Consider the following 13,590-nt stretch of genomic DNA (forward strand, 5'->3'; position numbering starts at 1 on the left):
GCCGCCGCGAGGCGGCCTTTTGCTTTTCTACGGGCCGTTACCGTGAATTCATCAAATCGTTCCAAAACTGTATAGTTCTTGGCCGCAAAAGATAGTGTTTTGCGGATGTTAGCGCACCCAGTATTGCGGCAGCGCACAGGCGCGGCGTAGATGAATTCGATAGCCCCAAAGGAATTGAGTATGTCCAAGACCCCCGAATTTCACGATCGTATGCTTTCTCTGGGCCTTGCCCGCGTTTCCGAAGCGGCTGCACTCGCATCGGCCAAGCTGATCGGTCGCGGCGACGAAAAGGCCGCTGACCAAGCTGCCGTGAACGCCATGCGCGACCAGCTCAACAAGCTCGACATTCAGGGCGTCGTCGTCATTGGCGAAGGCGAGCGCGACGAAGCGCCGATGCTCTACATCGGTGAGGAAGTCGGCGCAGGTCAGGGCCCGGCCGTGGATATCGCGCTCGACCCGCTCGAAGGCACAACACTGACCGCCAAGGACATGCCGAACGCGCTGACCGTCATCGCCATGGGCCCGCGCGGCACCATGCTGCACGCACCTGACGTTTATATGGAAAAGCTCGCCATCGGTACGGGCTTCAAGCCGGGCACCGTCACCCTGTCGATGAACCCCTCCGAGCGCGTCAATGCGCTAGCGGCGGCCAAGGGCTGTTCGACCGAAGACATCACCGTCTGCGTTCTGGAACGCCCGCGCCATGACGAAATGATCCGCGAACTGCGCAGCACCGGCGCCGCGATCCGCCTGATCACCGACGGCGACGTCGCAGGCGTCATGCACTGCGCAGAGACCGAAAAGACCGGCATCGACATGTACATGGGATCGGGCGGCGCGCCGGAAGGCGTTCTGGCTGCTGCTGCGCTGAAATGCATGGGCGGCCAGTTCTACGGCAAGCTGCTGTTCCGCAACGAGGACGAAAAAGGCCGCGCCCGCAAAGCAGGCATCACCAACTTCGACCGCGTTTACACCCGCGATGACCTTGTGACCGGCGACGTGATCTTCGCTGCGACCGGCGTCACCGACGGTAGCCTCGTTCCGGGCATCAAACGCGAACCGGGTTATCTGACCGCGACGACGGTCCTCATGCGCTCCAAGACCGGTTCGGTGCGCTACATGACCTACCGCAACCCCGTCTGATCACAAAAGGGCCGCAGTCATCCCTGCGGCCCTTTTCGTATTTGCCCTCGGCGGCGCTTCGGGCGATATACTCGGGCCATGAAGGCTTTCCTCGACGTCGAATGTTCCGCGACGGGCCGCCGCTGGGTCGGCCCCTCAATCGAAGACACCCGCCAATGCGAGGCGATGGAGCAGGCAACCGGCTTGCCCCCTGCCCTTTGCACCACGCTCGTGCGTCGCGGCGTTCCCCCGATGGAAGCCGATAGTTTCCTGGAGCCAAAGCTCCGCGATCTCCTGCCCGATCCGCTCACCATGCTGGATATGGACCCTGCCGCCGCCCGCTTCGAGCGCGCAGTGGAGCGGAACGAACGTATCGCGATCTTCGCCGACTATGATGTCGACGGTGGTTCCTCTGCCGCGCTGCTGATTGTGTGGCTGCGCCAGATGGGCCGCAAGGCAACGCTCTATATTCCCGACCGTATCGACGAAGGCTACGGCCCCAACGAGCCCGCGATGGAGGCTCTGGCCCGCGACCACGACCTGATCATCTGCGTCGACTGCGGAACGCTGTCTCATGGACCGATCGCCGCCGCCAAAGGCGCGGATGTCATTGTGCTCGACCACCACTTGGCGGACGAGACGCTGCCAGACTGTGTGGCCGTGGTGAACCCGAACCGTCAGGACGAGAGCGGAACGCTGAGCTACCTTTGCGCGGCTGGCGTCGTGTTCATGCTGCTGGTCGATGTGAACCGTCGCCTGCGGGCCAAGAACGTGCGCGGGCCGGACCTGATGGCTCTCCTCGACCTCGTCGCGCTGGCGACGGTGGCCGACGTTGCGCCGCTGATCGGCCTCAACCGTGCATTTGTCCGTCAGGGCCTATCGGTCATGGCAAAGCGTGAACGCATTGGACTGGTCGCTTTGGCGGATGTCGCAGGCATGGATTCTGCGCCGACGTCCTATCACCTCGGGTTCCTGCTCGGGCCGCGCGTCAATGCCGGCGGACGGATCGGGGCTGCTGACCTAGGTGCGCGCTTGCTGGCGACCGACGACCGTTTCGAGGCGGAGAAGCTCGCGCAGCAACTCAATATGCTGAACCGCGAACGCCGCGAAATCGAGAATGCCGTTCGCGAAGAAGCCACCGCGCAAGCCGAAGCGCGCGGCCTAGACGGTGCGCTCGTCTGGGCCGCCGAGGATGGCTGGCATCCCGGCGTGGTCGGGATCGTTGCGGCCCGCATCAAGGAATCAACCAACCGTCCCGCCGTCGTCATCGGCTTCGAGGGCGACATTGGCAAAGGCTCGGGTCGTTCGGTGACCGGCATCGACCTTGGCGCGGCAATCCAGCGCGTCGCGGCTGAGGGTCTGCTGATGAAGGGCGGCGGTCACAAGATGGCGGCTGGTTTGACCGTGCACCGCGACCAGCTAGAGCCCGCGATGGAGCGTCTGGCCGAACTGCTGGCGCGTCAGGGTGCGGATCGGATGGGGCCTGCGGACCTGCGGCTCGACGGCATCCTCATGCCCGGCGCTGCGACGGTCGAACTGATCGAGCAAATCGAAAAGGCTGGGCCCTTCGGTGCATCAGCATCTGCCCCGCGTTTCGCTTTTCCCGACAGCACGATTCTGTTCGCGAAAAAGGTCGGTGCCAACCACCTGAAAATCAGCTTCGGCGATGGCCTCGGCGCGCGGATCGACGCGATTGCATTCGGTGCCTACGACGGGCCCATCGGACCGATGCTCGAAGGTCATAAGGGCGCGCGTTTCCACCTCGCGGGGCGTCTCGAAATCAACATCTGGCAGGGCCGACAGAGCGTTCAACTGCGCCTCGAAGACGCCGCGCCAGCAAGTTAATAGTTTTTTGAAAATACCTCTTGCAGCGGCCTCGGACTTCTCTTAGAAGCCGCTTCACAGCAAGAGTGGCCCGTTCGTCTATCGGTTAGGACGCCAGGTTTTCAACCTGGAAAGAGGGGTTCGATTCCCCTACGGGCTGCCACTTATCCCCTACATTTCAACGCAGTATCAGTCGTGAAGCGTATTGCTCCATGCCGCATATGCTGCGCCGAGCGGGCCTGAGGCCTGCCCTGCCGATGCTGTGACAATCTCGGGCAGCGGAAAGCCTTTGATCATCGTTTTCTTGAGCGCTGCATTGATATCCTCAGTGGCATTCGGTGCCTGAGACACCCCGCCGCCGAGCACGATGACGTCGGGGTCGAAGCTGAATATCAGGTTCGCGACCGCCTCTGCCGCAATCTCTGTCCAGATGCCCCAGATGCGCCCCCGCTCATCCGCGATTTCTTTGGCGGAGGGTGGGTTTTCTCCGAACGATTGCGCCAATCGCACCATTCCCGGACCTGACAACAGCGTCTCAAAGCATCCCGCGCGGCCACAGGAACAGTCGATCAGCGGCAGACGCCACTTCGCCACAAGCGGCGCGGGCAGTGCCATATGGCCGATCTCTCCGCAGGCACCAGACGGGCCGTTCACCAACCGTCCACCGACGAGGTAGGCGCAGGATACCGAGCTACCGATCCGCAGCGCGGCGATGCGGTTGTGTCCCTCGGCCATGCCAAAGCTGGCCTCTGACAGAATGATGGCCCGCGAGTCGTTGACCCACGTGATCGAGCGGCGGGCAGCGGTGATAACGTCACGCGGAAAGGTCTGACCCTCTGCCCCGACGTTGGACGTGATGGCCTTGCCGTTTGCCGGATTGATGAGGCCGGAGCCCGCGATACCGATCGGCAGATCGCCACACGAGCGGATCACCTGCACGGTCGTCTTGATAAGGTTCTTGTACCCCGTGGGCGTCGCCAGACGTTTTCTCGCAGAGACTTTCCAATTCCGGTCGAAGATCAAACCTTCGATCTTGTTCGTGCCTATCTCGATACCAGCAGCAATCATTCACTTTCCAAACAAAAAAGGTGGGCCGAAGCCCACCTTAATACGTCGCATATCGCGAACAACTTTAGCCCGCCGCCCCCTTCGTAGAGGGCGCCGCGCATAAGTATATTTAAGCGTCCCAGGCCGTGTCTTCGCCCTGAAGACCGCCGATACGCTTGCGGGTCGGCAGGCCGATACGGTCGAGGATCGAGAAGAACGGCTTGGGGTCGAGCTCTTCGACGTTCTTCATGGTCTTGGCGTCCCACTCACCGGTCGCAACCAGCATTGCGGCAGCAACGGGCGGCACCCCTGCGGTGTAGGAAATGCCCTGCGAGCCCACCTCGTTGTAGGCTTCCTTGTGGTCGGCCACGTTGTAAACGAAGACTTCGATCTCTTCGCCGTCCTTGGTGCCTTTGACCAGATCGCCGATGCAGGTCTTGCCGGTGTAGTTCGGCGCGAGCGATGCAGGATCTGGCAGACAGGCTTTGACGACCTTGAGCGGCACGACTTCCTGACCTTCGGCCAGCTTGACCGGCTGCTCGGACAGAAGGCCGATGTTCTTCAGGACGGTGAAGACGTTGATGTAGTGATCACCGAAGCCCATCCAGAAACGGACGTCCGCGTCAGGGTAGTTGGTGGCGAGGCTGTGTACCTCGTCGTGGCCCGACATGTAGGATTGCGACGGACCGACAACCGGCAGATCCCAGACCTTGCCAACTTCGAACATCTTGTTCGATTTCCACTCACCTTCCTGCCACGAATAGACAGTGCCGGTGAATTCGCGGAAGTTGATCTCCGGATCGAAGTTAGTCGCGAAGTATTTGCCGTGCGAGCCGGCGTTGATGTCCACGATGTCGATCGACTTCACTTCATCCATCATGTCGATGGCGAAGCGTGCGTAGGCATTCACAACGCCCGGATCGAAGCCAGCGCCGAGGATGGCGGTGACGCCTTTCTCTGCGCACAGATCGCGCTTTTTCCACTCGTAGTTGGCGTACCACGGCGGGGTTTCGCAAATCTTGTCCGGCTCTTCGTGGATCGCGGTGTCGATGTAGGCAGCGCCGGTTTCAATGCAGCCGTCTAGGACGTGCATGTTCACGAAGGCGGTGCCGACGTTGATGACGATCTCTGCGCCGGTCTTGCGGATGAGGGCCGCGACGTCTGCCGATTTGGTTGCGTCCAGCTCGTGAGCTTCAAGAACGCCCTCTTGTTTCATCGCGCCCTTCTCACGGACGGACTCAAGGATCGCCTCACACTTGGAAAGCGTCCGGCTCGCGATATGGATATCGCCGAGCACATCGTTGTTTTGCGCGCACTTGTGCGCCACGACCTGAGCGACGCCACCAGCGCCGATGATGAGTACGTTCTGTTTCAACTCAACGGACCCCCTTTGGTTTACAGTTAGTGTTAAAGTTCTATCGCCCGAGAGCGACACATTCACGACAGCGCTGCCGAGAAATCTTCGTAGGTGAAGTCCTTGACCAGACGGACCGAACCGTCGAGTTCGCGGACGGCAATCGACGGCATCTTTACGCCGTTGAACCAGTTTTTCTTCACCATGGTGTAACCGGCCGCATCCTGAATGCTGATCCGGTCACCGGCCTTGAGCGGCGCGGGAAACTTGAATTCGCCGAATATATCGCCTGCAAGGCAGGATTTGCCGCAGACCATCCAGTCTTCGTCGCCGCTTTCGTTCATCTTGGCACTTTCGCGGTAGATCAGCAAATCGAGCATATGCGCTTCGATGGAACTGTCTACAATCGCGAGGTTCTTGCCGTTGTGGAGCGTGTCCAGCACAGTGAGCTCAAGCGTGGTCGATTTGGTGATCGCCGCTTCACCCGGTTCGAGGTAGACCTGCACCTCGTTCTGCTCCGAAAAACGCTTCAGGCGCTCTGCCAGCTTATCGAGCGGGTAGCCTTCACCAGTGAAGTGGATACCACCGCCAAGGCTGATCCATTCCATCTGGCGGATCAGATAGCCGAAGCGCTGCTCGATGCTGTTGAGCATACCGTCGAAACGCTCGAAGTCGGCGTTTTCGCAGTTGTTGTGGAACATGAATCCGGAAATCAGATCGGCGACGGGTTCGATATTCTTCGGATCGTGCTCGCCCAGACGGCTGAACGGACGCGCAGGGTCGGCGAGGTCGAAGCCAGACGTCGACACACCGGGGTTCACGCGCAGGCCGCGCTTGTGACCGCGCGAGACTTCCTCGTGGCGGGTCAGTTGGCCGACGGTGTTGAAGATGACCTTGTCCGAGTTCGCCAGAACATCGTCCATTTCGTCGTCTTTCCAAGCGACGGAATAGGCGTGGGTTTCACCCGGGAACTTCTCGCGACCCAGTTTGACCTCGAACAGCGAACTGGAGGTCGTGCCGTCCATGTATTCGGACATGAAGTCGAACACCGACCATGTCGCGAAGCACTTGAGCGCGAGCAGAGCCTTGGCACCCGAGTTCTCACGGAGCCACGCGATCTTTTCCATGTTCGGAAGCAGTTGTGCCTTGTCGATCAAGTAGTACGGCGTCTGGATCATCGGCCCCCCTATCAGGCAAGGATTTGGCAATTAGGCCCGCCAAATAGGAACTTTGCCACGCCTCTTCAAGCGAGATTATCGTCAGCGTCTTTGTAATCAGCGTAGGCCAGCAGTGATGGGACAGATGTAATGTGGATCGTGCCTTTTCCAACCTCGATGATCTCGCGGCGGCGAAGTTCGCCCAAAACGCGGTTCACCGTCTGGCGTGAAGAGCCTGTCGCGTCGGCCAGAAAGCTCTGGTTCTGATAGATCATGTTCGACCGGTCGCGGATTTCCAGAAGGTAACGCGCGATCCGCTGAGGCACCGCAAGTGCGCGGTCGGCAGCGCAATACTGGTTGTGGCTCATGTAGGCAGTGCAGGCAGCAGCGGCGAGCACCTGAACGCAGCGCACGTCGGTCATCAGCTCCAGCATCTGCGCTTGGGTAAAGACTACCAATGCAGTGTTGGCCGCGACGTGGCAGGTGGCAGCGTATGGCACGCCCGCAATCGTCTCTGCCGTGCCGAGGTCATCGCCCGCTTCGGACACCTTGACCGGAAGACGCAGGCCGTTTTCGCTGAGGTAGATAACCTCTGCCCTACCCGTTCCGACGATCATTGCGCCGACGGGCATTTCGCCCTGCCTGACGATATCCTTGTCTTCCTGCACCACGACCAAGCGCCCCGCGTCGATGAACGCGGCACGTTCATCCTCCGGCAGAGCGGCAAGAAGCGGAGCGGACATGAGTGCAGGATACCGCTGGGAATGGCGCAGCGATTTGTTACAGGGCTGGTAGGTCGAGTTCAGAGCAGCTGATATAGGCACAGAGCAAGAATACACGGTCTACGTTGCAAAGCAAAAGCAGGATGTGCGGACTGTACGCACACACAGCCCACACAACCTGAACCTTACTAACTCGTAACAACTTACCCATGAGGGGATTTGCTCAGCCTTATTGTCAATTAGGCGACACTTAAGCCGAGAAACCTCTGGATAAGTTGATCAGGCGTAGTTCTCCACTGGCGGGCAAATACAAGTGAGATTGCGGTCACCCCACACGTTGTCGACACGGTTCACAGGGGCCCAATACTTGTCGACGCGGAAAGAGCCGGCAGGGTAGCAGGCCTCTTCGCGGGTGTAGGGGCGTTCCCATTCACCGACCAGATCCTCGACAGTATGCGGCGCGTTCTTGAGCGGGTTGTTGTCCGCCGGCCATTTGCCTTCCGCCACCTTGTCGATCTCCGTCCGGATTTCGAGCATCGCGTTGCAGAAGCGGTCGAGCTCCGCCTTCGTTTCGGACTCGGTCGGCTCCACCATCAGCGTGCCCGCAACAGGCCAGCTCATCGTCGGGGCGTGGAAGCCGTTGTCGATGAGGCGCTTGGCGATGTCGTCCACGGTGATATCGCAGCTATCGGCAAACGGGCGGGTGTCGATGATGCACTCGTGGGCCACGCGGGACGAGCGGCCTTTGAACAGCACATCGTAACCTGCCTCTAATCGTTTCGCGATGTAGTTTGCGTTCAGAATCGCGACCTTGGTAGCTTGGGTCAGGCCCTGTCCACCCATCATCAGAACGTAAGCCCACGAGATCAGCAGGATCGACGCAGAGCCCCACGGCGCTGCCGACACCGGCCCCTCGGTGCCACCCGTTTCGGGGTGTCCCGGCAGGAACGGCGCGAGGTGGGATTTCACACCGATCGGCCCCATGCCAGGACCGCCGCCGCCATGCGGGATGGCAAAGGTCTTGTGCAGGTTGAGATGGCTGACGTCGCCGCCAATGTCGCCCGGCTTTACCAGACCGACCATCGCATTCAGGTTCGCGCCGTCGATATAGACCTGTCCGCCGAACTCATGCGTGATGCTGCACACTTCGCGGACGGTTTCCTCGAACACGCCGTGAGTGGACGGATAGGTGATCATGCAGGCGGCGAGGTTCTCGCCCGCTTTCTCGGCTTTTGCACGGAAGTCCTCGACGTCGATGTCGCCATTCTCTGCCGACTTCACCACGACAACCTTCATGCCGCACATCTGCGCCGACGCGGGGTTGGTTCCGTGTGCGGACATCGGGATGAGGCAGATATTCCGCTGATCGTCGCCGCGCGAACGGTGGTAGGCTTGGATCGTCAGAAGACCCGCGTATTCCCCCTGCGCACCGGAGTTCGGCTGCATCGACATGTCGTCATAGCCCGTAATCTGACAGAGCTTGTCTGACAAATCGCCAATCATCTCCTGATAGCCCGCAGCCTGATCGACGGGCGCGAAGGGGTGCATGAACGCAAACTCGGGCCAAGTGATCGGCATCATCTCGACCGCAGCGTTCAGCTTCATCGTGCAAGACCCAAGCGGGATCATGGCACGGTCAAGCGCGAGGTCACGGTCCGAAAGGCGGCGCATATAACGCATCATCTCGGTCTCGGCGCGGTTCATGTGGAAAATCGGGTGTTCAAGGTAACCCGAGGTCCGCATCACATCATCAGGGATGACATAGCGGTGGGTCAGATCATCGTCGGAAGCGTTAATACCGAAGGCGCGCCAAACGGCTTCAATGGTCGAGCGACGGGTGCGCTCATCAAGGCTGATGCCGACCTTGGTGGTGCCGATCTTGCGCAGGTTCACGCCTTCCTCGACCGCAGACTTCATGACGGCGCCTTGGAACGGGCCGACCTCGACGGTGACAGTGTCGAAATAGACATCCGGCTCGACCTTGAAGCCTGCCGCCTCCAGCCCACGCACGAGGCGGACGGTCTTGCGGTGGATACGTTGCGCGATCGCTTTGAGGCCAACGGGACCGTGGAACACGGCGTACATCGACGCCATAACGGCGAGCAGAGCCTGAGCGGTGCAGACGTTCGACGTCGCCTTTTCGCGGCGGATGTGCTGTTCGCGGGTCTGGAGCGCGAGGCGCAGCGCGCGGCCACCACGGCTATCCACCGACACACCGACGATGCGGCCGGGCATGGAGCGCTTATACTCTTCTTTACAAGCAAAGTACGCAGCGTGCGGACCGCCGTAGCCGAGCGGAACGCCGAAGCGCTGGGTCGAGCCGACGGCGATATCAGCACCCATCGCACCCGGTTCCTTGAGTAGCGTCAGCGCGAGTGGGTCGGCGATGACGATACCAATGGCCTTGGCGGCGTGCAGCGCCTCCATCTGCTCAGTGAAATCGCGAACGTGACCGTATGTGCCCGGATATTGGAAGACAGCGCCAAAAACAGCGTCCGCGTCCAGATTATCAGGCGAGCCAACGATGATTTCGATGCCCAACGGCTCCGCGCGAGTTTTCATGACGGCGATGTTCTGCGGATGGCAGTTTTCATCGACGAAGAACACCTTGGCTTTGGACTTGGCCACACGCTCCGCCATCGTCATCGCTTCGGCAGCAGCGGTCGCTTCATCGAGCAGCGATGCGTTCGCTATTTCGAGGCCAGTGAGATCGCAGATCATGGTCTGGTAGTTCAACAGCGCCTCCAGTCGGCCCTGCGAAATCTCGGGCTGGTAGGGCGTGTAGGCCGTGTACCAAGCGGGGTTTTCGAGGATATTGCGCTGGATCGCGGGCGGGGTGACCGTGCCATAGAAGCCCTGCCCGATCAGGCTGGTCATGACCTTGTTCTTCTTCGCCACGTTACCGAGGAAGTGCAGCAACTCGCCCTCGGATTTTGGTTTACCGAAGTCCAGCGGCTCCGCCTGACGGATCGACGCGGGGATCGTTTCATCGATCAGTGCATCGAGGCTATCCGCGCCGATCACCTTGAGCATTTCGGACATCTCCGACGGGCTCGGGCCAATATGGCGACGGTTCGCAAAATCGTAGGGGCGGTAATCGGTAGGGGTAAAGGTCATCCCATATCCTCAGGCAAGAGCTATCCCGGAGGGTGCCGAGGCACCCCCTGAATTTATTCCGAAAAGAGCCCGCCCGAAGGCGGGACCAGATCAGCCGATGTGTTCTTTGTAGGCGGCTTCGTCCATCAGCTCGTCGAGCACGGACATGTCTTCGATCTTCATCTTGAAGAACCAACCGTCATTCAGCGGATCTTCGTTCACGAGCGCCGGATTGTCAGACAGTACGTCATTGACCTCGACGATCTCGCCATCGAGGGGGGCGAGGATCTCGGAGGCCGCCTTGACGGACTCGATGACGACAACTTCGTCGTCCTTGCTGATTTCGGTGCCTTCTTCCGGCAGTTCGACGAACACGATATCGCCGAGCTGTTCAGTCGCGTATTCGGTAATTCCTACGACAACCAGATCGCCTTCGACCCGCAGCCATTCATGTTCTTCGGTATATTTCATGTCCATGGTCTCCGTGTTGGACATCAACGTTTATAAGCGGAAGGACGGAACGGAAGTGCCGTCACTTTAGCGGGAAGGCGTTTGCCACGCACTTCTCCGAAAATAACTACGTCATTGTGTGCAAGTTCCGTTGGCACATAGGCCATCGACATCGGGCGCTCGATTGACGGTCCGAATGCGCCGGAGGTGACGACGCCGATCGGCACGCCGCCTTCGGCATCCGCGAAGAGCTGTGTGCCTGCGCGCATCGGCGCACGGCCGTCGGGCAGCAGCCCAACACGCTTGCTAGGCGCGCCGTTTTCAATTTCTTCGATGATACGGTCAGCACCAGGAAAGCCACCTGCACGCTCGCCGTTTACGCGCACCTTCTGGATCGCCCAAAGGAGATCGGCCGCGGCAGGCGTGGTCACTTCGTCGATGTCGGAACCGTAGAGGCACAGACCAGCCTCAAGACGCAGGCTATCGCGCGCGCCAAGACCAATCGGAGCAACCGCATCATCGGCCAGAAGTCGGCGGGCGAAGGCTTCGGCATGTTGGTCGGGCACGGAGATCTCGAACCCGTCCTCACCGGTATAACCCGAACGGCTGATCCAGAGTTCGCCGTAGTCGGTGTCGATAGTGGCCACGTCCATGAACTTCATCTCGGCAACGTCCGCAATCGGTTGAAGCGCGGCTTCGGCCTTCGGGCCCTGTAGAGCCACGAGCGAGCGGTCAGTCACCTCGATTACCTCGACACCTTCCAGCGCGGAACGCATGTAGGCGATATCGGCATCCTTGCAGGCGGCATTCACGACCACGAACAGATGATCGCCGCGGTTGGCAAACATCAGATCATCACGGATGCCGCCATCATCGTTGGTGAAAAAGCCATAGCGCTGGCGACCTTCTTTGAGGCCCTGCACGTTCATCGGGACGAGCGCTTCGAACTTGGATGCGACATCGTCACCACGCAGGATGACCTGACCCATGTGGCTGACGTCGAACAGCCCCGCATTCTCGCGGGTCCAGAGGTGTTCTTTCATCACGCCCATCGGGTACTGCACGGGCATATCGTAGCCCGCGAACGGCACCATCTTGGCACCCAGTTCCAGATGAAGATCGAAAAGCCCCGTGCGTTTCATATCGCTCATGTCCACTCCAGCATCAGGGTCTCCGCCCGTTGTCGATGCCCCCTCTGTCCCTTCGCCTGAGATCGTTATCCCTTCGGCGGGCGCGTTGCGCCTCTCTCCAGAGTGTTTGCACGTGCAAGGTCCGTTTGCCTGAGAGTTTCCCGGGGCGGTTGCTCCTTCGGCACTGGCGATCCAGTTCTCCCGAACACGTAAGTTTCCGATAGGAAATTTATTGGGGGTCGTCTAGTGGGAAAATACGACCATCCGCGTTTTATTTGCGGCACCGATGACCGATGTAGCCAAAATAGGCAAGGCGCTTTATATATAGTCGATATTGAATGTGATGAGGGAGGAGCCGTTATGGCTATCACACGCCGGACGATGATCATGGGCACTGCCGCGATGGCCGGAACCCTGCCATTTCGCCTTCATGCCTCGACGACCGTCGGCAACTACACGGTCGACACGCTGTCGGACGGCAACCTCATTTTGCCTGCCGGTTTTATCCTCGGGGAGCATGTGAATGACGCCGCCGACATCCTCGCGCGCTATGATCTCGGCACCGAGCAACTGACCCCCGATTGCAATGTCACGCTGCTGCGCGATGGCGAGAATACGATCCTGATCGACGTCGGTTCGGGCATGAATTTCCAGCCCAGCGCGGGTCGGCTGGTCGACTCGCTGGACGCGCTGGGTGTCGCGCCGGAGGACGTCACGCATGTCCTTTTTACCCACGCGCACCCCGACCACCTTTGGGGCGTGCTCGACGACTTCTATGAGCCAGTGTTCTACAACGCCCGCCACATGATCGGACGAGCGGAGCGTGACTACTGGCTCGACCCCGAAACGGTGAACACAATCGGCGAAGAACGTATGGCATTTGCGGCCGGTGCGCTTCGGTATCTGAATGCCGTCGAAATGGACGTGTTCGACGATGGCGAGGATGTGCTTACGGGCCTTCAGGCTGTCGGAACACCGGGACACACCCCCGGTCACATGGCGTTCGCCGTGAACGGTTCCGATCCGCTGATGATCGTCGGCGATAGTATCGGCAACCACCATGTCGCGTTCGAACAGCCGCAGTGGGAATTGGGTTCCGATCAGGACGGCGAGATGGGCGCGGCGACACGGACCGCGCTGCTGGATCGTCTGAATGCGGACAAGGCGATGCTGGTCGGCTTCCACTTCCCCTTCCCCGGCATCGGGCACGCGGAAAAATCAGGCGACGGCTACCGTTTCATTCCCGCCTGACGCGTATTAGGGTCGCTGCGACTGACCAGAGGAGGTCGCAGTGACACCCGCAGAATTATCTGAAATCTACCGTTGCTATATCGATTGCCTGAACAGGCAGGATTGGGCGAACCTCGGCAAATTCGTCCACGAGGAGGCCGAGCATAACGGCAAACAGGTCGGGCTCTCAGGCTACCGGCAGATGCTGGAGCGGGACTTTCGCGAAATCCCCGATCTGCGTTTCAACATCGGCCTGCTGATCGCGGAGCCGCCGCATATCGCCGCGAAGCTGGAGTTCGACTGCACGCCAAAGGGCGAGTTTTTCGGCCTACCCATCAACGGCAGGCGCGTACAGTTCGACGAGAACGTGTTCTACAGGTTCGAAGACGGCAAAGTCCGGCAGGTCTGGTCGGTGATCGACCGCAAATCCGTCGAAGATCAGCTATGAAAAAGGGGCC

At 60.1% G+C, this 13,590-nt stretch carries 11 protein-coding genes, 1 tRNA gene and 1 riboswitch; of the genes, 5 read left to right on the forward strand and 7 right to left on the reverse strand.

The window, feature by feature from the left end:
- Positions 1-180 precede the first annotated feature (180 nt).
- From glpX to IF204_RS09940, 3 genes are all read left to right on the forward strand, one after another.
- Positions 181-1,143 (forward strand): class II fructose-bisphosphatase, encoded by a 963-nt coding sequence (gene glpX, locus IF204_RS09930; RefSeq protein ID WP_194096650.1) that lies wholly within the window; start codon positions 181-183, stop codon positions 1,141-1,143.
- Between the two features lie 78 nt (positions 1,144-1,221).
- Positions 1,222-2,967 carry a single-stranded-DNA-specific exonuclease RecJ gene (gene recJ / locus IF204_RS09935; protein ID WP_194096652.1) on the forward strand — a complete coding sequence of 582 codons (1,746 nt, stop codon included), beginning with the start codon at positions 1,222-1,224 and terminating at the stop codon, positions 2,965-2,967.
- Between the two features lie 67 nt (positions 2,968-3,034).
- Positions 3,035-3,109: transfer RNA gene (locus IF204_RS09940), tRNA-Glu, on the forward strand.
- A gap of 26 nt (positions 3,110-3,135) precedes the next feature.
- Here the strand turns inward: IF204_RS09940 and IF204_RS09945 are convergent.
- The 7 genes from IF204_RS09945 to gcvT form a co-directional block, all read right to left on the reverse strand.
- Positions 3,136-4,014, reverse strand: a complete 879-nt coding sequence (locus IF204_RS09945) for an ROK family protein (protein WP_194096654.1) — start codon at positions 4,012-4,014, stop codon at positions 3,136-3,138.
- A gap of 109 nt (positions 4,015-4,123) precedes the next feature.
- The gene (locus tag IF204_RS09950) at positions 4,124-5,368 is read right to left on the reverse strand and encodes a saccharopine dehydrogenase family protein (RefSeq protein WP_167635972.1); all 1,245 of its coding nucleotides are present in this window, start codon (positions 5,366-5,368) and stop codon (positions 4,124-4,126) included.
- 62 nt (positions 5,369-5,430) lie between these two features.
- Positions 5,431-6,522 (reverse strand): carboxynorspermidine decarboxylase, encoded by a 1,092-nt coding sequence (locus IF204_RS09955; RefSeq protein ID WP_194098199.1) that lies wholly within the window; start codon positions 6,520-6,522, stop codon positions 5,431-5,433.
- A 68-nt stretch (positions 6,523-6,590) separates the two neighbouring features.
- Positions 6,591-7,247 carry a Crp/Fnr family transcriptional regulator gene (locus tag IF204_RS09960; protein WP_194096656.1) on the reverse strand — a complete coding sequence of 219 codons (657 nt, stop codon included), beginning with the start codon at positions 7,245-7,247 and terminating at the stop codon, positions 6,591-6,593.
- 258 nt (positions 7,248-7,505) lie between these two features.
- Positions 7,506-10,343, reverse strand: coding sequence for an aminomethyl-transferring glycine dehydrogenase (gene gcvP, locus IF204_RS09965; protein WP_194096658.1), 2,838 nt, complete (start codon positions 10,341-10,343; stop codon positions 7,506-7,508).
- Between the two features lie 90 nt (positions 10,344-10,433).
- Entirely contained in the window at positions 10,434-10,793 is a 360-nt protein-coding gene (gene gcvH, locus IF204_RS09970) for a glycine cleavage system protein GcvH (RefSeq protein WP_194096660.1), read from the reverse strand.
- Between the two features lie 23 nt (positions 10,794-10,816).
- Complete coding sequence (gene gcvT, locus IF204_RS09975) at positions 10,817-11,923, reverse strand: glycine cleavage system aminomethyltransferase GcvT (protein WP_194096661.1); 1,107 nt, start codon at positions 11,921-11,923, stop codon at positions 10,817-10,819.
- Positions 11,924-12,030: 107 nt separating this feature from the next.
- Positions 12,031-12,116, reverse strand: a riboswitch (glycine riboswitch).
- 146 nt (positions 12,117-12,262) lie between these two features.
- Here gcvT and IF204_RS09980 point away from each other — a divergent pair.
- Both IF204_RS09980 and IF204_RS09985 read left to right on the forward strand, forming a co-directional pair.
- Complete coding sequence (locus tag IF204_RS09980; protein WP_194096663.1) at positions 12,263-13,153, forward strand: MBL fold metallo-hydrolase; 891 nt, start codon at positions 12,263-12,265, stop codon at positions 13,151-13,153.
- 40 nt (positions 13,154-13,193) lie between these two features.
- Complete coding sequence (locus IF204_RS09985) at positions 13,194-13,580, forward strand: ester cyclase (protein ID WP_194096666.1); 387 nt, start codon at positions 13,194-13,196, stop codon at positions 13,578-13,580.
- Positions 13,581-13,590 lie beyond the last annotated feature (10 nt).

The organism is Marivivens aquimaris, assembly GCF_015220045.1.
Classification (GTDB): Bacteria; Pseudomonadota; Alphaproteobacteria; order Rhodobacterales; family Rhodobacteraceae; genus Marivivens; species Marivivens aquimaris.